The sequence below is a fragment of the Caballeronia sp. GAFFF2 genome (genome assembly GCF_023631485.1).
Taxonomy (GTDB): Bacteria; Pseudomonadota; Gammaproteobacteria; order Burkholderiales; family Burkholderiaceae; genus Caballeronia.
In genome coordinates this window covers 118,582-142,775 of the sequence record NZ_JALQDA010000023.1, presented here as the reverse complement: position 1 = coordinate 142,775, position 24,194 = coordinate 118,582, and the positions used below count along the sequence as shown (strand labels likewise).

Below are 24,194 nucleotides of genomic sequence, written 5' to 3'. Positions count from 1 at the left end.
TCATGGCTACGATCGACGAATTGAAGCATCGTATCGACTTGCACGATCTGGCCGATCGCCTCGGTATCAAGCGCGGTCGAGGCGGCAATAAGGCGCTGTATCACTCGCCGCAGCATCAAGACAAAAGTCCATCGCTGTCGATCTACATGAACCATCCGAAGTACGGCACCGGATGGAAGGACCACAGCAGCGGCGCAGGAGGCTCATGCGTTGACCTCGTGATGTTCACTCGCGGCGGGACCGTCGCCGAGGCGGTGCGGTATCTGCGCGACGCCTATGGCATCCCCATGGATCGGCCCACATCGACCGACCGACGGGATAAATCGACCGTTGAATACATCGCTGATCGCTGCCTCGCCGATCCGCAATCTGCACGCGAGTATCTTCGCGGCCGCGCGATCTCTGATGCAGCGATTGATGCAGCAATTAGCGCGCGCACCCTCGGCTTCAACACCTGGACGAGCTCCAAGGTCGTCCAGGGCGAGGTCGGTTACGGCGGCCCTGCAGCAGCGTTCGTGGTTCGTGCCCCCGCCGACACGCGTGTCGTGGCCGTGGATGTGCGCTACGTGGACCCGTCTTTGAACGGCGGCGTCAAGACGCAAACCCAAGGCGAGAAATCCGGGTTCGGATGGACGGCCGACGCTCGGCGATTAGCTAAGGCCAAGCGCGCGTATGTCGTCGAAAGCGCAATCAATGCGCTATCGATCGACACGTGCGCCTTGCCGGGCACAGCAGCGTTTGCCTTGCGCGGTCTGGCAAACGTTGACGCCATCGACTTCACATTGCTTCGAGGCAAACAAGTCGTCATCTGCATGGACAACGACGAGCCGTTCGCTGATGGTCATCCACGCGCTGGCCAGCGTCCTGGGCCGGAGGCCGCGTGGGCGCTTTATGAGCGGCTCACGAGCCTGAACATCAGCGCCATGCTCGTTGACCAAGCTCAGTGGCTTGCTGATCTCGCCGATGGCGAAAAAACACGCAAGCCGATCAACGACGTCAACGACTATCTGCAGCTGCGCGGCGCGGCCGAGCTTGCTCGGGCGGTGGACCAGCTCGAACCTTGGCTCATTGCTGGTTTCGCGGGCGACGCAACGCGCCGAGGGCGGCCGCGCATCTTCTTGCCCTCTCACGACTTCGCGCAGTACTGGCGCTTTCGCGTGCGCCCCGACTTCACGAGCTACATCACGAAGATGGACCGCAACGAGGAATCAGGAGTCGAAACGCCGGTGATCACGGACCTCTGCGGTTTTCGCATCGCAGGTATAAGTCGTGTCGCCGTGGCCAGTGCGACATCGACCATGACGGGCGACGCCGATCAGGCGCCAAGTGTCTATTTCGCCGTCTCGGTCCAGGCCGCGCGTCACGGCGCGCAGCTTATTCGCCGCGTGTTTCTGGACGACCAGCTGCACAACGTCGATCAGTGGGGGAAATTCGGACCTATCTGGTCGCCAGCACCGTTCAAGCGCATGGTGAACATCCTCGAGCGCGGAGCTGACCTCGGGGCGCGACAGGCCGCGAATTTCGTGGGGCTTGCATGGCGCGAAGGCCGGCTGATCGTGAACGAGGGTCCCGACTGCTACTACACCGAGGCGGACAAACAGTGCCCCTATCACAACCTTACGTTTCCGAGCGGGCCGATCGCGGACGCTCGCCGCGTGATTAGCGCATTCCAGACGACGTTCAAGTACAACGCTGCAACCATACCTCTCGTGTGGGCCCTAGGCGGTCACCTCAAGGCGCTGTTGGGCTTCTGGCCGCACATCACCGTCCAGGCGAACAAGGGGGCGGGCAAGTCGACCTTGATCAAACGGCTCGAGCGTGCCCTGGCGTTCACGATGTTCTCGGGTCAGTCGCTGCAAACCGAGTTTCGATTGCTCACCAGCATCAGCCACACGAGCCACCCGGTCGGGTGGGAAGAGCTGTCGGCGCGCCGACAGGACGTGATCGACAAGGCGGTTGGACTGTTGCAGGAGAACTACCAGTACACCGTCACTCGACGTGGCTCCGACATGACGGAATACCTCCTCTGCGCGCCGGTGATGCTGGCCGGTGAGGATGTGCCCGTGCGTAGTCTGCTCGGCAAGCTCGTGCGCACCACTTTGACGGGCAAGCGAGGCCCGCTGCTGCCCGACGATCTGCCGCGCTTTCCCGTGCGGCAGTGGCTTGAGTTCCTCGCTCGTCTCGATAAGCGCTCCGTTATGGCGACCTACGCAGAATTGCGCAACGAGGCGCTCGCGAATTGTCGCGCGAGCGGTGAGGACGACGGCGCTACCCGCATGGCGGGCAACTATGCGGCTGTCAACCTCGCTTGGAAGTACCTCTGTAAGTTCGCCGGCATTGACGCGCATGACGGCCATTTCATCAGGGATCTGATTGCCGAAATGAACAGCCACGTCTCTGAAACAAGTGCAGACCGAGAACCATGGGTCTGGATCTTGGAAACGGTGTTGTCGGAGATCGATGGGGGCAACTACAAGCATCCGTACACGTTCGATACGGTCGATGGCGAGTTCTGCCTTCTGATGCGCACCGGGCATGTGATGGACCACATCGCACATACGAGCGCTTTGCGTGACATCTGGAATGGATTGCCTGTTAAGTCAGACCGCGTGTTCAAAGCGCAGCTCAAGCATGCAGGGGTCGTTGTTGGGGACAAGGAAGTAGAGCGCCGCATCTTCACTCGACGTGTGCCCTACCTGACTCCGATCTCACTTAGGCGGCTTGCCGACTTCAACCTCCACGTGTCCGTTCGCGAAGACCTAGCGACCGACGCCTTGCAGGGAGCGTAGTCCGATGCCCTACAACAACCTCCAATTGGCGGCGCTAGCTGCCGCCGACGCATCATTCTCCATCGAATTAGGCACCTCTTTGGTGCGCGAATCGCCGAGCGAGGCCGTTTTTCGCGCGGGGAAGGCACGGGCAAATCAGAATGCCCACCTATTTTGATGGCGACTTCACGTAAGTCATTGATTGTTGAGAAGAGTACTCCCATGAGTCACCCTCTGTTTGCCACTAGTCACTGTGATTTTGCCACTAGTCCATTTGTAGACTGTTTGCTGCTTCCCCTATCTCTTCTCTTTCTAAGTTGTTGTAAAGAAAGAAGAAAGAAGGGCAGAAATACCGGGAAGACCCTCAATGCGCACGCCACGAGTCTTAATCGTTTTGCCATCAGTCAGCGACGCTGCCTATTTTTTGGGCCACGAGTCAGGAGACCGTGCCACGTGTTTTTGATGGCAACTAGTGGCACAGAAAAACCAAATAAATCAACGACGTACAATGCGTTTTTGGCCGTTGCCATCATTCCACTAGTTGCGCTGCCCCTCCCCCGCTGCGTCGCGCTCGGTAGATAGCCCGATGAACACCATAGATCTCAAGCAAGCCGCCGCGCTGCTCAGCGCGCATCCTGAAACGGTTCGCCTGAAGGCGAAGGCCGGAGAGCTGCCCGGCCGTAAAGTCGGCAAGCGCTGGATATTTTCGACGGTTGCCTTGCAACGCTACCTCGCCGGAGAATGGACTCCGCGAGTTGTGCAGGGCGATCAGCAGGAGGAAGTCAAAAATTGTCGCTCTACAAACGGAAGTCCAGTCCGAACTGGCAATACAAGCTGTACCCCCCTGGTGGCGGATCGCCGATACAAGGAAGCACTGGCACCAGCAACAAGGAACAAGCCCAAGAGTTTTACGACCGTCTGAGGGTGGATCTGTGGAATCAGGCGCGGCTTGGCATGAAGCCGCGCTACACCTGGAACGATGCTGTCGTGCGGTATATAAGCGACCGCGAAGGGCTCTCTAGCCTGGAGACGTCGAAAACGCATCTGCGATGGCTCGACCAACACCTGTCAGGTGTTGCCTTAGCCGACATCGACCGGGACCGCGTCGACGCGATCGCAATGGCAAAGAGGAGGGAAACTCGCGTGATAAGAACGAAACATGGCGTGGTGGACACTGGCAGGACCGTCAGCGCTGGCACCGTACGCCGTGTCATCGGCGTGCTGAAAGCCGTGCTTAATGCGGCCGTCGAGTGGGAATGGCTGGACCGCGCGCCGGTGACGAAACGCCCGAAGATCGTCGCGAAGCGTATCCGCTGGCTGACGCCGGCGGAAGCTGAGCGGTTGCTGGCTGAGCTGCCTGAGCATCTTGCCGACATGGCGCGGTTTAGCCTTGAAACCGGATTGCGCCGCTCGAACGTGACGGGGCTGCACTGGTCGCAGGTCGATATCGTGCGGCGGATCGCCTGGATTCATCCTGACCAGGCGAAGGCAAAGAAAGCGATCACTGTGCCTCTGTCCGACACAGCAATCGCGGTGCTACGCCGCCAGGTGCCGAAGAAGCGCGCGCCTGAGTATGTTGACAGCGTGTTCGTCTATCACGGTAAGCCGGTCTACCAGACGGTGACAGCCGCTTGGCGCAAGGCGCTGAAGCGCGCCGGTATCCGCGACTTCCGCTGGCACGATTTGCGGCATACATGGGCAAGCTGGCACGTGCAGCGCGGCACGCCGGTGCAAGTGTTGAAGGAGCTCGGCGGGTGGGAGACGATGGAGATGGTGCAGAGGTACGCGCACCTGTCGGCCGACCATTTGGCGCAGTGGGTTATGCCGCTGACGCTATTGCCTAAGCCGAGACTAGCTGCAATTTAGCTGCAATAAGAAGGAGGGCAGAACGGGAGAAATCGCCGAAACCCTTGTCAGACTTGGTGCGCCCGGCTGGGATCGAACCAGCAACCCCTGCCTTCGGAGGGCAGTACTCTATCCATTGAGCTACGGGCGCGTTGACGAGGATCTTGGCTGCGGGGGACGCTGGAGAAGCGTCTGCAAGACCCATGCGAATCCGAGAGAATACCTGTTTTCGATGAATCCGTCCATCGCGCGGCCCGCGCGAGCGCCTTTCTTGGAAGCTCGGAACCCGCGCCGGTTCGGGTAAACGCGCGTGAAACCAAAGCAGGCGGCCCACGCCCTGCGTTAAACGTTCCGTCTATAATCGACCGTGCCCTCATACAGAAGGAGGGCAATCGCGGTAGCCACACGCTGTCACTGAACCGACTCACCTAGAAAAAACGGGAGACGAGACAAGCATGAGCGAAGCACCCCACGGAGCCCCAATAAAAACACCCGGCCAACTCATCGCGGCGGTGATCGCGGGGTTTGGCATACCGGTCGCCATCATCATCCTGCTCGCGGTCTATGTGAATAACTCGACTCGCACCGGCGCCGGCACCGACCTCGAAGCTTCGGTCAAGGAACGTATTGCACCGGCCGCTCAAGTCGATATCCGCGATGCCAACGCGCCACGCGTCTACAAGACCGGCGAACAAGTCTTCAAGGCCGTGTGCTCGGCCTGTCACGCGGCAGGAACCGCAGGCGCGCCCAAGTTCGGCGATGCCAGCGCCTGGGCCCCGCGCATCAGCGAAGGCTACGACACGCTTCTGCATAACGCGCTCAACGGCAAGGGCGCCATGCCCGCGCGCGGCGGCACGAGCCCCGACGACTATAGCGACTTCGAAATCGCTCGCGCAGTCGTCTACATGGCCAACGATGGCGGCGCCAAGTTCCCCGAACCGGCTCAACCCGCTTCTGGCGCAACGGCAGGCGCCGCGGCTCCCGCAGCCGGAGCATCCGGCGCGGCGGCTGGCGCGAGTTCGACGGAGAACGCTCAGGCTGCGGCGGCAGTCGCCGCGCTGGCATCGGTGCCGCAGGCTGCTGCTCCGGCAGCGGGCGCGCAAAGCGCCGATGCATCGCAAGCCGGCAAGGCGCTCTATGAGCAGGTTTGTCAGGCGTGCCACGCGGCCGGCGTGCTCAACGCACCGAAGTTCGGCGACAAGGAAGCTTGGGCGCCGCGCTTGAAAGATCCGATGGACACCGTCTACAACTACGCGCTGCACGGCAAGGGCGCGATGCCGGCGAAAGGCGGATCGAACGCATCCGATGCGGACGTGAAAGCCGCCGTCGATTACATGGTGAATGCTTCGAAGTGAATGGCGGCGGTAAAAGCCCTGCGTGCGTGTGAGCGTCGCGGGGCTTTGCTTTTATAACGCGATATTCGCCGAACGGGGAGTAGCCGGCTTGCCTTTCGACGGTAGCCGCCGGGACCGCGTCTGCAGCTCTATATCTTATGCATACGCTCGACGCGCTTCAAGACTGCCAAGCGCGCAGCGCTCATCACCCCTTCTGCAACATCGCCTTCAACATCGCCATCCGATCCTTCGGCGACAACGGTGCTTCTTCGGCCGTCGGCGGCGGTGCATCGTCGAGCAGCATCTCGGGGATGAAGCGCGATGGCTCGCACACCACCGTTTCCCGCGCGCGCTTGCGCTTCTTGCACCAGTTCAGATGCAGGCTGCGCTGCGCCCGCGTGATCGCCACATACATGAGCCGCCGTTCTTCCTCGATACGCGCGGAATCCACTGGCGCGTCATCGTCCGAACTGCCGCGATGCGGCATGATGCCTTCCTCCACGCCCACCAGAAACACGTGCGGATATTCGAGCCCTTTCGACGCATGCACCGTCGATAGCCGCACCGCGTCCGGGTCTTCGTCGCGGCCTTCGAGCATGGACATCAGCGCGACGGTTTGAATCAGGCCGAGCAGATTCTTGCCGTCATCCGAAAGACCGTCGGCCGTATCGAACCCGGTCTGTTCCGCTTCCGCCGATGGCTCCGGCTTCGTGCCCTTGCGCTTGAGCCACTCGCAGAATTCGAGCACGTTCTGCCACTTCGATTGCGCCTGCCGTTCGTCGTAGGCATCGTAGAGATACGCTTCGTAGTGGATCGCTTCCATCATGTCGTCGAGCACGGTGCTCGCCGGATCGCGCGCGGCGCGGTCCGACAGCCTGCGAATCCACTCGCAAAACGTGCGCAGCGGTTCCACTTGCCGCGCCGACAAGCGCGCCTCGATACCGCCCATGAACACGGCCTCGAAGAGCGACACCTTCGCCGCGCCGGCGAACGCGCCGAGCGCTTCGAGCGTCGTGTTGCCGACACCGCGGCGCGGCGTCGTGATCGCGCGGATGAACGCGGGATCGTCGTCGGGATTCGCGATCAGCCGCAAATACGCGATGATGTCCTTGATCTCGGCGCGGTCGAAAAACGACTGCCCGCCCGACAGCACATACGGAATGCGCTCACGCCGCAAAACCTGTTCGAAGATGCGCGCCTGAAAGTTGCCGCGATACAGAATGGCGTAGTCGCGAAACGCCGCGCGCCGTTCGAACTTGTGCGCCGACAGCCGGAACACGACGGACTCCGCTTCGTGCTCTTCGTCATTGCAACCGGTCACGGTGATGCTGTCGCCCATGCCGTGCTCGGACCAGAGCTTCTTCTCGAACAGTTTGGGATTGTTGGCGATCACATTGTTCGCCGCTGTCAGAATCCGCACCGTCGAGCGATAGTTCTGCTCCAGCTTTACCACATGCAGTTTCGGGAAGTCCTTGCTCAACTGTCCGAGGTTTTCCAGCGTGGCGCCACGCCAGCCGTAAATGGCCTGATCGTCGTCGCCCACGGCGGTGAAGGCGGCGCGCGGACCAGCCAGCAGCTTCAACAACTCGTACTGACAGGCGTTGGTGTCCTGATACTCGTCGATCAAGAGATATCGCAGACGGTTCTGCCACTTGTCGCGAACCTGCTCGTTTTCGGCGAACAGTTGCGCGGGACGCAGGATGAGATCGTCGAAATCCAGCGCCTGATACGCATGCAAGGTCGCCGCGTAGCTCCGATAAACAATCGCCGCCTGATGCTCGTCTTCGTTGTTCGCGAGCACGGACGCCTGATCGGGCGAGACCATCGCGTTCTTCCACAGCGAGATGATCGACTGCACCTTGCGGATCAAGCCCTTGTCGGTCGTGCCGAGCTGCTCCTGAACCATGCCGAAGCAATCGTCCGAATCCATGATGGAGAACTGCGGTTTAAGGCCGACATGTTCCGCTTCCTGACGCATGATCTGCACGCCGAGCGAGTGAAACGTGCAGATGGTCAACTGATTCACGGGCACCTTGCGGCCTTCCTTGCCGGGCGTCGTGAGCGTTTTGCCTTCGAGCAGCTTCGCGGTGCGCTCGCGCATTTCGAGCGCGGCCTTGTTGGTGAAGGTGAGGGCGGCAATGTGCCTAGGCTCGAAGCCGCGTCCTTCGATCAGATGCGCGATCTTCTGCGTGATCACGCGCGTCTTGCCGCTGCCCGCACCGGCGAGCACGAGACAGGGACCGTCGAGATAGCGCACGGCTTCGCTTTGCGCGGCGTTCAGACCTGCGGACATCGTTTTGGACTTTGAGTTGAGGCTCGCGGCGGCGCCGGTGCCTGATGGACTGCGCGCATCGCAGCGACGCGCGTGCGACCGCAAAAAATGCGCGAGAGCGCGATGTTAACACGATAGAACGCGACGGGTTTTGGCCCTCGTTCGTTCGGACGATGGGTGGCGCTCGCGATTGCGTCTTGTCGCCAAACGGGACCATCGTCCGTCAATCGGTGGATGATCGTGACGCCGCCGTGAACAACGCATCGAGCGCGCCGCGTCCGACTGACATGCCACAATATCCAGCCGGATTACCGATTCAAAGGACGCCAAGCATGAGTTCAAAACTGAAAGTCGGCGTGATGGGCTATGGTCTGGCGGGCGCGACGTTTCACGCGCCGGTCATCGAACACTGCGGCCGCGCGGAGGTGACGGCCATCGCGACGAGCCAGGCCGAGCGCGCCGAGGCCGATTATCCCGATGCACGGATCGTCGCCGATTTCGATGCGCTCCTCGCCATCGACGCGCTCGATTGCATCGTCATCGCCACGCCTAACGACACGCACTTCGACCTCGCGCATCGCGCGTTGTCGGCGGCCAAGCATGTGGTCGTCGACAAACCCGTGACGCTTTGCTCGCGCGATGCCCGCACGCTCGCCGATCTCGCCGCATCGCGCGGGCTTCTGTTCGCGCCGTTCCACAATCGCCGTTGGGATGGCGATTTCATGACCGTGCGCGCGTTGATCGAAAGCGGGCGGCTTGGGCGCATCACGCATTACGAATCGCATTTCGACCGCTTTCGTCCGAAAGTGCCGCAGCGCTGGCGTGAGGAAGCATCGCGCGGCGGCGGCTTGCTGTTCGATCTCGGGCCGCATCTGATCGATCAGGCGCTGACGTTGTTCGGCGCGCCCGCGACGGTGACGGCATTCGTGAAGGCGCATCGCGACCACGCGCATGCGCCGGATTACGTGCATCTCGTGCTCGGCTATGCGGATAAGGAAGTCGTTCTGCATGCAAGCGCGCTCGCGGCGCTCGATCCGCCGCGTTTCACGATTCACGGCACGCGCGGCAGCTATGTGAAGAGCGGGCTCGATGTGCAGGAAGATCAACTGCGCTCCGGCATGCGGCCGGGGCATTCGGAATTCGGCAAGAACCCGCCGGGCTTGCTGCGCGAAGTCGATGGCGATCACGATCTGCGTCAGGCTTTCGCCACCCGCGACGGAGCGTATGTGGAGTTTTATCGGGCGCTAGCGGGGGCCGTGTTGGACGGCAAACCGTTCCCCGTTAAGCCGCAGGATGCGGTGGATGTGATGGCGATCATCGAGTTGTCTATTCAGAGTGAAAAGGAAGGGCGGCGGGTGGAGTTTGTTCGACATTGACGAAGCGGCCTTTGCGCTCACTCGAACGATTGCGGCAATAATTCCGTGCCTTCCAGCAGGGGCATTTAATTCACATTAAAGAGACAAACGCCTGGCGCGATCGAGGCGGTAGTATTTCGAATCGACCGCAAACGAATATCCGGAGTGCGTTCCCTTGAATGTCCCGAAAGCTGTTGCAACAGAATGGCTATGCGATCTGATCGATATGGTGATCACGGCGCAGAGCAACGAGTTCCAGGTAAGGCGCATCGAGCGAGAAGCGCTTGCGTTCTTGAGCAAGGGCCGCGAACGTCCTGAGATATGTTGGCTCGTACTCGCATTCACCGCGTTCCTCCGTGGTGATCGCGACGAATGCGTTCGTTGCTCCGAAGCCGCGCAGGCATTGGCGAGGCATGACGTCACCATTCTGACCAATGTGGCGTCGCTAATGTGCGATCTCGGAGAGCCGCGCATGGCGGTGAACTACGCGCGCTTGCTCGCCGATACGCAGCGTAGCGACCCGACAAGCCGGATCAAGGCAGCTCGTGTATTCGTCACGGCGCTGCATGCCGAAGAGGCGGCGGCAATCATGCTTGCTCATGATCTCAATGGAACCGTTGCCGAAGGCGATGCGGAGCTACCGCGCGACATCGAAGCGACGGCACAGATCTTTCTTCGTTGCGGCGTCGATGCCGAGCAACGGCTTGCTTTGTTGGAAACGGCGGTCGAAGCAATCCGCTCGCAGGGCTGCATGATTCGCGGCAGCAGGTTGATGATTTACGACGACACAACGAGATACGAGCTTTATGTCGACGAAACTGCAAGCCAGTGTGGAAACGTCAACTTCGCGATTGCCGAGGCATTGACCACGACCTTCGATAACGCGTACCCAGAGGTGATTACCTTCGTCTGTCGCCCTGTTGGTTCGCTTAGTGCGCTTGCATCCCGCAGTGCGCTAATGGAGGTGGTGCAATGAGCATCCAGGTTTCCGATCTGCTGCATCTGGCGCAGCAGTTGTCGGCAGGCAATAGCGAATGCGAATGGCGATCCGGCGCGTCGCGAGCTTATTACGCCGCTTATCACAAAACGCTTGCCGTGGCGGACGCCTGCTTGCCGTCAACGCGCGAGGTTGCCGGTCAACATGAACGGCTGACAAATCGGCTCATGACCGTAGGGAACAGAGGCCGGGCGCTGGCCTACGTGCTCATCGACCTGAAAAAAGTGCGTACGCACGCGGATTACCATCTCACGGAGCCGTTTAGTCAGCACGACGCCACCGACCTCGTCGCGAACTGTCTGGCGTTCTTGCCGAAAACCGATGCATTTCAGGGGCAAATCAACTCGACCCTGTCAACGACGTTCTGAGGCCGACGCATGGCAAGGCATCGTCGCCAGCCACAACCCGCTCCACCGCACACTCAGCCCCGTCCGAATCCGTTTGACAAGCCTAATTCGGTCGCGTAAATTCGGCCGCACGCGTCGGGAGAGCGCGTGGCTTCTGTCGATTTCAAAATCGCCAAGCGAGCTGCGCCGCCGAAGGGGCACACCCACAAACTCTCAGGCAAAAGGACCGGCCGCGTCGAAGAAATCGCCCTTTCGGGCAATTTTTTCGCACTCTGGAGAGCGGCAGCGGCATCGAACGATGTCAGCAGCCCACCGAAGGGGCGCGCGACGGATTTTTTGATCCGCGCAATCTCTCAGGTACCGAGGACAGAGGGGTCACGCATCGCAACCGCCAGCCGGTATGCGCTTTGCGCTGCTGAAAGTCAGCGAGCAAAGGCATAGTCGCGGCGAAGGCAGATATCTGCGCGCTGCGTGGCCTTTTTGTTTCGCGAACCGAGGCCCCGATGACCGCTCTTCAACACACGCCCTTGCATGCCGCCCACCTCGCGCTCAACGCGCGCATGGTCGATTTCGGCGGCTGGGACATGCCCGTCAACTACGGTTCGCAAATCGACGAACATCACGCCGTCCGAACCGACGCGGGCATGTTCGACGTATCGCACATGCGCGTCGTCGATTTCGAAGGCGACGCCGTTCGGCCCTTCTTTCTGCACGCCATCGCCAATAACGTCGACAAGCTGACAACGCCCGGCCGCGCACTGTATTCGTGCCTGCTCAAGACCGACGGCGGCGTCATCGACGATCTGATCGTCTACTACTTCTCCGAAACGAGTTTCCGCGTGGTCGTGAACGCGAGCACGGCGGATAAAGACATCGCGTGGTTCCAGCAACTGAACGCGGAAGGTGGTTTCGATCTGTCGATCCGCCCGCGCGGCGATTTCGGCATCATCGCGGTACAAGGTCCGAATGCACGCGAAAAGGTCTGGCAAGTGCTGCCACAGACGCGCGCCGAAACCGAATCGCTCAAACCCTTCAATGCGGCGAAGTTCGCAACCACGCCCTTCGGCGAACTGATGCTCGCGCGCACCGGCTACACGGGCGAGGACGGCTTCGAGATCGTGGTTTCCGCCACGCACGTGGAAGCGCTGTGGAACGCGCTCCGTGAAGCCGGCGTGAAGCCCGCAGGCCTCGGCGCACGCGACACCTTGCGTCTCGAAGCCGGCATGAATCTCTACGGCCAGGACATGGATGAAACCGTGTCGCCGCTCGACGCCGGCCTCGCCTGGACCGTCGACCTGAAAACCCCGCGCGATTTCGTCGGCCGCGCCGCGCTCGAAGCGAACGGCTTGCAGTCGAACTTCGTCGGGCTCGTGCTCATCAAGGAGAACGGGCGTGCGGCTGGCGTGCTGCGCGCGCATCAGAAGGTCGTGACGGCGCACGGCGAAGGCGAGATCACGAGCGGCACGTTTTCGCCGTCGATGCAGGAGTCGATTGCGTTCGCTCGCGTCCCGACGCAAGTGGCGATCGGCGATACGGTGCAAGTGCTCATCCGCGACAAGCAAGTTGCCGCGCGCGTGGTAAAACTTCCGTTCGTGCGCAACGGCAAGACGCTCGTGAGCCTTTGAGGCCCGACAGCGGACGAACGTGGCGCGCGCCATCCGATCACGAACCCCACGAACGAATTACGCAAGGAGCATCCAATGAGCATCCCGGCCGATCTGAAATATACCGAATCGCATGAATGGGTCCGCACCGAATCCGACGGCACGCTGACCATCGGCATTACCGATCACGCGCAAGAAGCGCTGGGCGACATCGTGTTCGTCGAACTGCCCGCGGCGGGCAAGGCAGTCGCGGCGGGCGACGCCATCGCGGTGATCGAATCCGTGAAAGCGGCATCCGATATTTACGCGCCGGTGTCGGGCGAAGTCGTCGCCGCGAACGACGCGTTGACTTCGTCGCCGGATTCGGTGAATGGCGCACCGTACGAAAGCTGGCTCTTCAAGATCAAGCCGGCCGCCGACGCCAGTCTCGACAAGCTGCTCGACGCCGAAGGCTACGGCAAGTCGATCGGCGAATAACTCATCTCAATGACGAAAGCGGTTGCGTTTCCAACCGGCCGCTTTGCAGGAATTCACATGAAGCTCGAACATCCGGATCACCTGATGAACCGCACCTCCCTGTCCCTCGCCGCGCTCGAATGCCATGACGCATTCGCGGCACGGCACATCGGTCCCGACGATGCCGATCAGCGCGCCATGCTCGACGCGCTCGGGTTCGCATCGCGCGCGGCGTTCATCGACGCGGTGATTCCGGAATCGATCCGCCGTCAGGAAACGCTGCCGCTCGGCGCGTTCACGCAGCCGAAAAGCGAAGCGGAAGCGCTCGCGTCGCTGCGCAAGCTGGCGAACGAGAATCTCGTGTTTCGCACGTATATCGGCCAGGGTTATTACGGCACGCACACGCCGGGCGTGATCCTGCGCAACGTGCTGGAAAATCCGGCGTGGTACACGGCTTATACGCCGTATCAGCCCGAGATTTCGCAAGGGCGTCTGGAAGCGCTTCTGAACTTTCAGCAGATGGTGATGGATCTCACGGGTCTCGCCATCTCGAACGCGTCGCTGCTCGACGAAGCCACTGCCGCCGCCGAAGCCATGACGCTTCTGCAACGCGTCGGCAAGCCGAAATCGAACGTGTTCTATGTGGCCGACGACGTGCTGCCGCAGACCATCGAAGTGGTGAAGACACGCGCTAAGCCGGCGGGCATCGACGTGCACGTGGGACCGGCCGCGGATGCCGCGAGCGCGAACGCATTCGGCGTGCTGCTGCAATATCCCGGCGCGAATGGCGACGTTCGCGACTACCGCGCGCTCGCCGAAGCGGTGCATGCGGCGGGCGGTTACGTGATCGCCGCAGCCGACTTGCTGGCGCTCACGCTCATCACGCCGCCGGGCGAATGGGGCGCGGACGTGGCTATCGGCAATACGCAGCGTTTCGGCGTGCCGGTAGGCTTCGGCGGTCCGCACGCGGCGTACATGGCCGTGCGCGACGAATTCAAGCGTCAGATGCCGGGCCGTCTCGTCGGCGTGACTATCGACGCGCAAGGCAATTCCGCGCTGCGTCTCGCGCTGCAAACGCGCGAACAGCATATCCGCCGCGAAAAGGCGACGTCGAATGTCTGCACGGCGCAGGCGCTGCTCGCGATCATGGCGAGCATGTACGCGGTCTATCACGGCCCGCAGGGCCTCAAGACCATCGCGCTGCGCGTGAATCGCGTCGCGTCGGTGTTCGCGGCGGGCGTGCGAAAGCTCGGCTACGCGCTCACCAACGACACGTTCTTCGATACCGTGACCATCGAAAGCGGCGCGAGCACCAACGCGCTGCATCAGGCCGCTTACGCCGCGCATGTGAATCTGCGTCATGTGAGCGCGAATCGCGTCGGTGTGTCGCTCGATGAAACCACGACGCGCGACGATCTCACGAAGCTCTTCGCGCTGTTCGCCGAAGTCGCGGGCAAGAACGAGACGTTCGATATCGACGCGCTCGATGCATCGCTTGCCGATCCATTGCCCGCAGATCTCAAGCGCACGAGCGAATACCTCACGCATCCGGTTTTCAATCGCCATCATTCCGAGCACGAAATGCTGCGCTATCTGCGCAGTCTCGCGGACAAGGACCTCGCGCTCGACCGCACGATGATCCCGCTCGGCTCCTGCACGATGAAGCTCAATGCGACCTCCGAAATGCTGCCGGTGACGTGGCCCGAGTTCGCGCAGATTCATCCATTCGCGCCTGCGGAACAGACGGTCGGCTATCGCACTATGATCGATCAGCTCGAACAGATGCTCGTCGCGTGCACCGGCTATGCGGCGGTGTCGTTGCAGCCGAACGCCGGTTCGCAGGGCGAATACGCCGGCTTGCTCATCATTCACGCGTATCACGAGTCGCGCGGCGAAGGGCATCGCAATGTATGTCTGATTCCGGCGTCCGCGCACGGCACGAATCCGGCTTCGGCGCAGATGGCGGGCATGCAGGTCGTCGTCGTTGCATGCGATACGAACGGCAATGTCGATATCGAAGACCTGAAGGCGAAGGCCGAAAAGCATTCGGCGAATCTCGCGGCGATCATGATCACGTATCCGTCGACGCATGGCGTGTTCGAGCGCAACGTCCGCGAAATCTGCGAGATCGTGCACGCGCACGGCGGCCAGGTGTATGTCGATGGCGCGAACATGAATGCGATGGTCGGCCTCACCGCGCCCGGCCAGTTCGGCGGCGATGTCTCGCATCTGAACTTGCACAAGACGTTCTGCATTCCGCACGGCGGCGGCGGACCGGGCGTGGGTCCGGTCGCGGTTGGCGCGCATCTGGCCAAGTTTCTGCCGAATCAGGCTTCGACCGGTTACAGGCGCGATCACGCGGGCATCGGCGCGGTATCGTCGGCGCCTTACGGCTCGGCCGCAATCTTGCCGATCTCGTGGATGTATATCGCGATGATGGGCGCGGAAGGTCTCACCGCCGCGACGGCAAGCGCGATTCTCGCGGCCAACTACGTCGCAAAGCGCCTCGCGCCGCATTATCCGGTGCTGTATAGCGGGCCGGGCGGGCTCGTCGCGCACGAATGCATTCTCGATGTCCGGCCGATCAAGGAATCGAGCGGCATCTCGGTGGAAGACGTGGCCAAGCGTCTGATCGACTACGGCTTCCACGCGCCGACGATGAGCTTTCCGGTGCCCGGCACGCTGATGGTGGAACCGACCGAATCGGAGTCGAAGGAAGAGCTGGATCGCTTCATCGACGCGATGATCGCCATTCGCAACGAGATTCGCGCGGTGGAAGAAGGCAGCGCGGATCGCGAAGACAACGTGCTGAAGAACGCGCCGCACACGGCGGCGGTCGTTACGTCGGATACGTGGGACCACAAGTATACGCGTGAAGCGGCGGCGTATCCGCTGAAGTCGCTCGTGACGCGCAAGTATTGGTCGCCGGTTGGCCGCGCGGATAACGCGTATGGCGACCGCAATCTGATGTGCTCGTGCGTGCCGATCTCGGAGTACACGGACGAGTAATCGATCAAAACCGCGCAACTGCCCGGAAACGTCAAGCATTGTCGGGCGGTTTTGCAGCGCGAGTCAGAAGGGCTAACATCTCACCCCGGACCAAAAGCCAAAACAGGGAGTTCATATGGCGACAAGGGTGCGAGAGGTGAACGAGACGAAGCGCTTCCATGCCGCGCGATTCATGCTGTGGGCGTTGGCTTGCACCGCGCCGTCCGCGCATGCGGCGATGAATTTCTGTGCCGCGCCCGCCATGCAGACGAGCGAGCGCACCAATGCCGATCCCGGCGTGAAGGCGCTCGTGCAGATGGTGCAATCGCACGTCAACGACCAGCCGAAGCCGCTCGCGAAATTGCATACCGAAGGCACGCTGCCGCACGAAGGCATACGCGACGAGAGCATCGAAGCCGAAAAGGATCTCGGCTTGATGCGCGATGCCGCGCTCGCCTGGCGCGCGACCGGCGACGAGCGTTATCTGCGTCTCGTCGACCGCTTTCTGTTCGCGTGGACGACAACGTATCAGCCGAGTTTCAATCCGATCGACGAGACCAACTTCGAGTCGCTGATCCTCGCCTACGATCTGACCGCGAGCGCGTTGCCGGTGAAGACGCGCAACACGGCGAACGCGTTCATCACGAAGATGGTGACGGGCTACGTCGCCGACATGGACAAGCAGAAGCGCCCGCTCACGGGCACGTATCGGAACAACTGGCAGAGTCATCGCGTGAAGCTGGTGGCGATGGGCGCATTCACCATCGACGACCGCAAGCTCATCAACGCGGCGCAGCGGCTGTTCGTCGAGCATATCGGCGACAACATCGCGCCGGATGGGTCGACCGTCGATTTCGCCGAACGCGATGCCTTGCGCTACGTCACCTACGATCTTCAGCCGCTCGTGACGGCGGCGCTGGCCGCGCGACGGCATAACCGCAACTGGCTGCCGGAGCGCGCGCAGTCGGGCGCAACGCTCGCGCAAGCGCTCAACTGGCTTACGCCTTATGCGCTCGGCACCCGCACGCATGACGAATTCGTGCATTCGACCGTGCCTTTCGATGCCAAGCGTCGCGAAGCCGGATTGCCGGGATTCTCGGGTCAGTGGGACCCGAAGAACTCGGCGGAACTCTTTCATCTCGCGGCGCGTCTCGACGGCCGTTATGCGCCGGTGGCGTTGCGGCTCGCGCCGACGCCGCCTGCGTGGCTCGCGGTGTGTCTGCCGTTGCCGGCGCGATGATCCCGTCTCAAGCAGCTCAAGCAAGGAGCATTCATGGCAGTCAGCGTATTCGACCTCTTCAAGATCGGCATCGGACCTTCGAGCTCACATACCGTGGGCCCGATGCGCGCTGCGCTGATGTTCGCGCAAGGGCTCGAACGCGATGGGCTGCTGGACGCGGTGGCATCGGTGAAATGCGAGCTGTACGGATCGCTCGGTGCGACGGGTAAAGGCCACGGCACGGACCGCGGCGTCATGCTCGGCTTGATGGGCGATGCCCCCGACACGGTCGATGCGGGCACCATCGCGCCGCGCCTCGAAACCGTACGCACGTCCAGGACGCTCGCGCTGCTCGGCACGCACAAGATTCCGTTCACGCTGAAGGAGAATATTGCGTTCTATCGGCAGGCGTTGCCGGAGCATCCGAACGGCATGAAGCTGCACGCATTCGATGCGAGCGGCGAGCCGTTGCGCGAGGCGACGTATCTGTCGGTGGGCGGCGGCTTCGTGGTGACGGCGGGCGCGGCGAACACGGCGGTGCTCACGGCCATCGAACACTTGCCCTACGCCTTCAAGACGGGCGATGAGTTGATGAAGATGTGCGCCGATTCGGGCAAGTCCATCGCGCAACTGATGTGGGAAAACGAGCGCGTGTGGCGCAGCGAGGACGAGATTCGCGCGGGCTTGTTGCGAATCTGGGACGTGATGCAGGATTGCGTCGCGCGCGGCTGCGGCATCGGCAATCCGGATGCGGATGGGCATCTGCCGGGTCCGTTCCAGGTGAAGCGGCGTGCGCCGGTGTTGTATCGCGCGCTCGCCGGCAAACCCGAGCAGGCGCTGCGCGATCCGCTATCGATGATGGACTGGATCAACCTCTACGCCATCGCCGTGAATGAAGAGAACGCGGTTGGCGGCCGCGTGGTGACAGCGCCTACGAACGGCGCGGCGGGCATCATTCCGGCGGTGCTGCATTACTACGATCGGTTTTTGCCGGGATCGAATGCGCAGGGCGTGATCGATTTTCTGCTGACGGCGGCGGCCATTGGCATCCTCTACAAGATGAACGCGTCGATTTCGGGCGCGGAAGTGGGATGTCAGGGCGAAGTGGGCGTTGCGTGCTCGATGGCCGCCGGGGGACTTGCGGCGGTGATGGGCGGCACGCCCGCGCAGGTGGAGAACGCGGCGGAAATCGGCATGGAGCACAACCTTGGGCTCACGTGCGACCCGGTGGGCGGCATGGTGCAGATTCCGTGCATCGAACGTAACGCGATGGGATCGGTGAAGGCCGTCAACGCGGCGCGCATGGCGATGCGTGGCGATGGATCGCATTATGTTTCGCTGGATTCGGTCATTAAAACCATGCGCGAGACAGGGGCGGATATGAAGACGAAGTATAAGGAGACTTCGCGGGGTGGGTTGGCGGTGAATATCGTGGAGTGTTGAGGCGTTTCGCCTTCACCGCTTTCATCGCGAATCATGAAACACGTTTTCCCACCAGTCGTCCATCCGGCAGCTTCTCAACGCCATTCTCCGTGCTTAGCATGACCATGTATCGACTGTCGCGCAGACCGGAGTAGCGGCTCCGCGCTTTCGTCTCATTGGGTCAAGCAACGGAATGGCGTTTCATGAGTACAGACAGCACCGTTTTCATCACCGTTCGATATGAAGGCAACGAAGCCGAGCAACACGAGATCGAACTCCATCAGCTAGGCCAGTCGATTCAGGGCTTCGCTCGCATCTTCGCTATCTGCGCAAACGTCCTCAGAACAGGTAAGATCGCCCGGCATCTCGACTCGCTGGAAATTAGAGTCATGGCGGTTCCCGTAGCGGAACATAATTGCTTCGAGGTCCTAGCGATGATCAAAACCTTGGCGACGAGCAAGGACTTGTGGTCCGGCGCGTTCGGCGCGCTGCTAGCCGCGGTCGTTCAGTACGTGTTGTCACGCAAAGCTCGGAACGGAGACGAAGACCTGATGGAATTCCTGAAAGATACGTTGCAACAGGCATTGCACAACAATCAGCTCGAAAGTCAGCGCTTCGCAATGACCATCGAGAAGATGATGGTAACGATCGAGAAACTCGCCGAATCTCTCCGCTCCGCCGCACGACAGGCATTAAGTCCTATTGGCCGAAGCTGCAACCGCATCGACTTGTATGCCAGCGATTGCGCCTTCGTCACGCTCGACTCTGGGCACAAGCAGGCATTCGCCGATGCCGAAGCCGTTCTCTCGGATCATCTGGCCACGTACGACGGCCTCATCTCCGAGTTCGACATGGCGACCGGCGCGTGCAAGGTGACGCTCGAAGGCGAGCCGTCACGCATTCCGGCCATCGTCACCGACCCCATCTTCAACCGCCCCAACAATCCCTATGTCGAGGCGATGGCCTGCGCAATCTCGCTGCGCTTTCTCGCCAAGGCAGACCTCGACGCGGACGGCAATCCTAGCAAACTGTATATCTCCGACACAGCGGAGCAAAGCCGAAGCGCGGCCGGCCCACACCTCAAGCCCCAATCAAATTAACCACTTTCACATTCCGCGTATCCGGCACTTCCGCATAAGAAAGCACCTTCAACTGCGGCAGACTTCGACGCAGGAACCGCGCAAGCATCGCGCGTAGCGAATGCTGCACGAGCAGCACCGGCGGCAAGCCCAAGTTCTGCTGACGCAGCATCGCGTTCTGCGTCGAGTTCATCAGCGTCTGCGCAAGCCCCGGCTCCAGTCCAGGGTTCGCGCCCGTCGAAAGCGCCTGCGACAACACACGCTCCAGCATCGGATCGAGGCCCATCACCTGAAGGTCGTCGGTGCCCGGAAACCACTGCTGCGAAATTGCGCGGCCGAGCGCAAGGCGCACCGCGGCCGTAAGCTCGTAAGGATCGGCGAGTCGCGGCGCGTGCTCCTGCACCGCGTCGAGAATGGTGCGCATGTCGCGAATCGGCACGCTCTCGTCGAGCAGATTCTGCAGCACCTTCTGCAACAGCGTGAGCGAAATGGTCTTCGGCACGAGATCCTCGGTGAGCGACGGCGTGTCCTTGCCAATACGATCCAGCAACGCCTGCACTTCCTGACGCCCAAGCAATTCCGCCGCGTGCGTCACGACGAGATGATTCAAATGCGTCGCGACCACCGTGCTGGCGTCGACGACCGTGTAGCCATAAACCTGCGCCTGTTCGCGCATATTCGTGTCGATCCACACTGCCGGCAAGCCGAACGCCGGGTCCTGCGTCTGCGGGCCCGGCAAAGTCACCGACACCTGCCCCGGATTGATCGCGAGCCACTGTCCCGGAAACACTTCGCCAACGCCCACTTCCACGCCCTTCAGCGCAATGCGATACCCATTCGGCCGCAATTCCAGGTTGTCGCGAATATGAATGACAGGCGGCAAAAACCCGATTTCCTGCGCGAACTTCTTGCGAATGCCCTTGATACGCTTGAGCAATTCTCCATCCGTATTGCGATCGACGAGCGGAATCAGCCGGTAGCCCACTTCGAGGCCGAGCGGATCGATCAGCGCGACATCGTCCCAGCTCGCTTCGGCATTCTCCACCGGCGCGGCCGCGACCGGCGTGATGTCCGTAACGTTGCCGGCTTTCTTCTTCGCTTCGGCGCGCTTGTTCATCGAACGCGCGGCGTAGATCAAGCCGCCACCGAGCAGTATGAACGCAAAGTGCGGCATGCCCGGAATCAACCCCATCACGCCGATGATCACGCCCGTGATCATCAACACGCGCGGGTTCTGGAACAACTGGCCGGTCAACTGCGTACCGATGTCTTCCTCGGTCGCGACGCGCGACACGATCACGCCCGCCGCCGTCGAAATGATGAGCGAAGGAATCTGCGCGACGAGGCCATCGCCGATAGTCAGGAGCGTGTAGTTCGTCGCCGCGTGGCCGAAGTCCATGTCGTGCTGAAGCATGCCGACTATCAGCCCGCCCACGATGTTGATCACCATGATCAGCAAGCCCGCGATCGCGTCGCCGCGCACGAACTTGCTCGCACCGTCCATCGAACCGTAGAACTCGGCTTCTTGCGCCACCGCCGTGCGGCGCTTCTTCGCGGTTTCTTCGTTGATGAGGCCGGCGTTCAGGTCGGCGTCGATGGCCATTTGCTTGCCGGGCATCGCGTCGAGAGTGAAGCGCGCGCCGACTTCCGCGATACGTCCCGCGCCCTTCGTGATCACCATGAAGTTGATGATCATCAGAATCACGAAGACGACGATACCCACGGCGAAATTGCCACCAACGAGAAAGTGGCCGAACGATTCGATCACCTGACCGGCAGCGTCCGGGCCGGTATGACCTTCGAGCAGCACGATCCGCGTGGACGCCACGTTCAGCGACAGGCGCAGCAGCGTCGAGAACAGCAGCACGGCGGGGAAGGCCGCGAAGTCGAGCGGCTTCTGTGTGTACATGCTGACGAGCAGCACCATCACCGAAAGCGCGATGTTGAAGGTGAACAGTAGATCCAGCAGGAACGCCGGCAACGGCAAGATCATCATGCCGAGGATCATGCAGATCAGGATCGGACCGGCGAGCGCGCGCAAATTCTGCGTGCCGAGCGCGTCGGGCCGTTTGGCGAAAAATCCAGCGCGCGCGTTCATGCTGCGGCTCCATTCGAGGTGTCATCGGCGCCGAGTACATCGGCGGCTTCTTGTTCGGCATCGGCGTCGGAGACGCTGCCCTTGTCGAGTTCTTTCGGTACTTCGAGATCGGACGGATCGTCCGGCTTGGCGCCGCCGTCTTCGCGATACCGGCGCAGCTGATAAACCCACGCCAGCACCTGCGCGACAGCGCCGTACAGCGCGCCCGGAATCTCGCGGTTGATTTCCACGTTGTGATAGAGCGCACGCGCAAGCGGCGGCGCTTCGAGTAGCGGCACGTTATGCTCGCGGCCCAATTCGCGGATACGCGCGGCCACCAGATCCACACCCTTGGCGACGACCTTCGGCGCGCGCATTTCGCCATCGGCGTATTTGAGCGCGACGGCGAAGTGCGTCGGGTTGGTGACGATGACATCGGCGGTCGGAATTGCCTGCATCATGCGACGGCGGGCGGCGGCGCGTTGTTGCGCACGGATGCGGCCCTTCACGTGCGGGTCGCCTTCGCTTTCCTTGTGTTCGCGCTTCACTTCTTCCTTGCTCATGCGCAGCTTCTTCGCGTGCGAATAAAGCTGATACGGCACATCGACGGCGGCGACGAGAAAGAGGCCGCCGATGGCCATGCCGCAGCACACGAACAGCAGATGCATGGCGTCGGCGAGCGCGAGGTCGAGCGGCTTGGTCAAAAGACCGAGCACTTCGGCCTTGCGGCTCCACATGGCCGAGCCCGCCATGCCGCCGACGACCACGGTTTTCAGCATCGACATGCCGAGCTGGATCGGACCGTTCGACGAGAACATCTTGCCGAGGCCGCTGATCGGATTGAGCCGGCCGAAGTTCGGGGCAAGCGGCTTCGTGGTGATGAGCCAGCCGCCGAGCGCCATGGGTGCGGCGAGCGCGGCGGCGGCGGTGAGCGCGAGCACCGGCAGCATGGCGAGCATGCCTTCCTTGCTGGCGTTGGCGGCGCCGATCATCATCTGGTGAGTATCGAGCACGTTCTCGTGATTGAAGGTGAACGCGCCGCGCAGAATGCCTTGCAGATGACCGTAGATCGGACCCGACAAACCCCATACCCCGAAAAATCCCGCCGCGAGGAGCGCGAACGATGCGAGTTCCCGCGAGCGCGCAACCTGGCCTTCCTCCCGCGCCTTTTCGAGGCGCCTGGGAGTGGCTGATTCGGTTTTTTCGAGATCGCTTTCTTCTGCCACCGCGCTTCGACTCCGGTTCGACTGCGTTAATCGCCATGCACGCGGCGCGAAGCCGCTTCTTGATGAAAGCGATTATTGCGGAGGACGTCGAGCCACCATCGGCGGATAAGGCCGGGGAAAGGGGGTTTATTCGGGTGATGAGAGGCGTTGGAACGGACGCGCCGCGCGGCGGAAGCGTTGATCCGGCGATGTGCCGCGCCGACTGCATGTAAGCGTTGGCATTCGCCGAAAGTCGGACGCAAGCGGACTAAAGCAAGCTCCGACGCCCAAAGAAGTGCGAGGCTAATCGGTGAAAGGAAGCGTCGACGCTTGCCGCTGCGGCCATCGGCACACTCGCCGGAATCACGTGCCGACGGTTCGAAAGGCGCGGATCGTTCATCGCGCCCGCCCGGCTAGAGGCTGCGCGGAGCTTCGAACGACTGCAAAACAGCGGGCTTTCGCAAGAGCCAGAGGCGTCAGCAAGCCGGCGATCGAATCAGGCGCGACCGCGTCGAAAAACCAACCCGCCGACAGATAACCAGCCTCGGCCGCCAGCCAGGAGCGCCAAGCGACGTGCGCCCCGATCGAGACAAGAAGCCCGGGAAAGCGTTGGAAAGAACGGCTGTCGTTTACCGAGTGCCAGCGGAGCAAGCCGCGCCGGCCCGAAAGCGCACCCGTCAAATGCAACCCTCCAACAAATCCTCAAGCTCCCGGCAACCGCCCATCCGGCCCATAAAAGCCCGCCTTCGACGGCGCAACCTGCAACGCGGCGAGCGCCTTGCGGTTGTATTCCATGCGCGTGCGGATCAGCACGCCGTTGTTGTTGTTGCCTTGACGCGCACGGCGAGCGGCCGCGCACAACAACGCCCATTGCTCGGCGATGCGCGCATCGCCCTGAGCGGCGACTTCCATGCCGGCGAAACCGCCCGGCAGGTCGAGCGCGTGCAAATGCGCGTCGCGATCTTTCTCGAGCGCGGCGATGCGCTCGGTCAACTCGGTCTTGTTCTCGATGATTCCAGGCAGCGCTTCGAGCGGCTGCGCGGCGATCAGCGCCTTTTCCTCGTGGGCGAGGAGGGCTTCGAACGCCAGAACGGCGGCGACTTCTTCGGTAACGGTGGACAGCAGGGCGTCTCTCATTGCAGCTCGCTAAAAAAACGCGGGTTTCACAATGCGCCTGCCGCCGTCGAATTCCGGTTCCGTTGCGCGTCTGCTTTCGAAGCGAAAGC

General features: G+C 61.8%; 18 protein-coding genes, 1 tRNA gene and 2 riboswitches. Of the genes, 14 read left to right on the top strand and 5 right to left on the bottom strand.

Translation table 11 applies throughout. The features are described 5' to 3' along the window. Positions 1–2: 2 nt before the first annotated feature. From NCT04_RS14200 to NCT04_RS14185, 4 genes are all read left to right on the top strand, one after another. Positions 3–2,789, top strand: coding sequence for a toprim domain-containing protein (locus tag NCT04_RS14200; protein ID WP_250466072.1), 2,787 nt, complete (start codon positions 3–5; stop codon positions 2,787–2,789). 4 nt (positions 2,790–2,793) lie between these two features. Continuing rightward, a complete protein-coding gene (locus NCT04_RS14195; RefSeq protein WP_250466069.1) occupies positions 2,794–2,946 on the top strand; it encodes a hypothetical protein in 153 nt (50 codons plus the stop codon). A gap of 408 nt (positions 2,947–3,354) precedes the next feature. Then, entirely contained in the window at positions 3,355–3,690 is a 336-nt protein-coding gene (locus NCT04_RS14190) for a helix-turn-helix domain-containing protein (protein WP_250466067.1), read from the top strand. Next, entirely contained in the window at positions 3,603–4,634 is a 1,032-nt protein-coding gene (locus NCT04_RS14185; RefSeq protein ID WP_250466298.1) for a tyrosine-type recombinase/integrase, read from the top strand. Before NCT04_RS14190 ends, NCT04_RS14185 begins: the two co-directional genes overlap by 88 nt. Positions 4,635–4,688: 54 nt before the next feature. Here the strand turns inward: NCT04_RS14185 and NCT04_RS14180 are convergent. Then, positions 4,689–4,764: transfer RNA gene (locus NCT04_RS14180), tRNA-Arg, on the bottom strand. 304 nt (positions 4,765–5,068) lie between these two features. Here NCT04_RS14180 and NCT04_RS14175 point away from each other — a divergent pair. Then, positions 5,069–5,968: a c-type cytochrome gene (locus tag NCT04_RS14175; RefSeq protein ID WP_244826577.1), complete on the top strand. Its 900-nt coding sequence runs from the start codon at positions 5,069–5,071 to the stop codon at positions 5,966–5,968. Between the two features lie 184 nt (positions 5,969–6,152). Here the strand turns inward: NCT04_RS14175 and NCT04_RS14170 are convergent, their stop codons facing one another. After that, complete coding sequence (locus tag NCT04_RS14170; protein ID WP_244826576.1) at positions 6,153–8,240, bottom strand: UvrD-helicase domain-containing protein; 2,088 nt, start codon at positions 8,238–8,240, stop codon at positions 6,153–6,155. 311 nt (positions 8,241–8,551) lie between these two features. On the opposite strand from NCT04_RS14170, the gene NCT04_RS14165 reads away from it, so the two are divergent. From NCT04_RS14165 to NCT04_RS14125, 9 genes are all read left to right on the top strand, one after another. Continuing rightward, the gene (locus tag NCT04_RS14165) at positions 8,552–9,595 is read left to right on the top strand and encodes an oxidoreductase (RefSeq protein ID WP_250466065.1); all 1,044 of its coding nucleotides are present in this window, start codon (positions 8,552–8,554) and stop codon (positions 9,593–9,595) included. Between the two features lie 154 nt (positions 9,596–9,749). Beyond that, positions 9,750–10,550: a hypothetical protein gene (locus tag NCT04_RS14160; protein WP_250466063.1), complete on the top strand. Its 801-nt coding sequence runs from the start codon at positions 9,750–9,752 to the stop codon at positions 10,548–10,550. After that, the gene (locus NCT04_RS14155; protein ID WP_250466062.1) at positions 10,547–10,939 is read left to right on the top strand and encodes a hypothetical protein; all 393 of its coding nucleotides are present in this window, start codon (positions 10,547–10,549) and stop codon (positions 10,937–10,939) included. The genes NCT04_RS14160 and NCT04_RS14155 overlap by 4 nt, the downstream gene beginning before the upstream one ends. A 105-nt stretch (positions 10,940–11,044) precedes the next feature. Next, positions 11,045–11,158, top strand: a riboswitch (glycine riboswitch). 22 nt (positions 11,159–11,180) lie between these two features. Beyond that, positions 11,181–11,298, top strand: a riboswitch (glycine riboswitch). Between the two features lie 123 nt (positions 11,299–11,421). After that, positions 11,422–12,543: a glycine cleavage system aminomethyltransferase GcvT gene (gene gcvT, locus NCT04_RS14150; protein ID WP_250466060.1), complete on the top strand. Its 1,122-nt coding sequence runs from the start codon at positions 11,422–11,424 to the stop codon at positions 12,541–12,543. A 75-nt stretch (positions 12,544–12,618) separates the two neighbouring features. Next, the gene (gcvH, locus tag NCT04_RS14145; protein ID WP_250466057.1) at positions 12,619–12,999 is read left to right on the top strand and encodes a glycine cleavage system protein GcvH; all 381 of its coding nucleotides are present in this window, start codon (positions 12,619–12,621) and stop codon (positions 12,997–12,999) included. A gap of 57 nt (positions 13,000–13,056) precedes the next feature. After that, entirely contained in the window at positions 13,057–15,987 is a 2,931-nt protein-coding gene (gene gcvP, locus NCT04_RS14140) for an aminomethyl-transferring glycine dehydrogenase (protein ID WP_250466055.1), read from the top strand. Positions 15,988–16,159: 172 nt separating this feature from the next. Continuing rightward, positions 16,160–17,206: an alginate lyase family protein gene (locus NCT04_RS14135; protein WP_250466296.1), complete on the top strand. Its 1,047-nt coding sequence runs from the start codon at positions 16,160–16,162 to the stop codon at positions 17,204–17,206. Positions 17,207–17,239: 33 nt separating this feature from the next. Then, entirely contained in the window at positions 17,240–18,628 is a 1,389-nt protein-coding gene (locus tag NCT04_RS14130; protein ID WP_250466053.1) for an L-serine ammonia-lyase, read from the top strand. Positions 18,629–18,810: 182 nt separating this feature from the next. After that, a complete protein-coding gene (locus NCT04_RS14125; RefSeq protein ID WP_250466051.1) occupies positions 18,811–19,707 on the top strand; it encodes a DUF7946 domain-containing protein in 897 nt (298 codons plus the stop codon). Here NCT04_RS14125 and flhA read toward each other — a convergent pair. From flhA to NCT04_RS14110, 3 genes are all read right to left on the bottom strand, one after another. Beyond that, complete coding sequence (flhA, locus tag NCT04_RS14120; protein ID WP_250466049.1) at positions 19,688–21,784, bottom strand: flagellar biosynthesis protein FlhA; 2,097 nt, start codon at positions 21,782–21,784, stop codon at positions 19,688–19,690. The genes NCT04_RS14125 and flhA overlap by 20 nt on opposite strands. Beyond that, on the bottom strand, positions 21,781–22,989 hold the full coding sequence (gene flhB, locus NCT04_RS14115) for a flagellar biosynthesis protein FlhB (RefSeq protein WP_244826564.1): 1,209 nt from the start codon (positions 22,987–22,989) through the stop codon (positions 21,781–21,783). Before flhB ends, flhA begins: the two co-directional genes overlap by 4 nt. A 681-nt stretch (positions 22,990–23,670) precedes the next feature. Continuing rightward, a complete protein-coding gene (locus tag NCT04_RS14110) occupies positions 23,671–24,105 on the bottom strand; it encodes a flagella synthesis protein FlgN (RefSeq protein ID WP_250466048.1) in 435 nt (144 codons plus the stop codon). Positions 24,106–24,194: the final 89 nt, after the last annotated feature.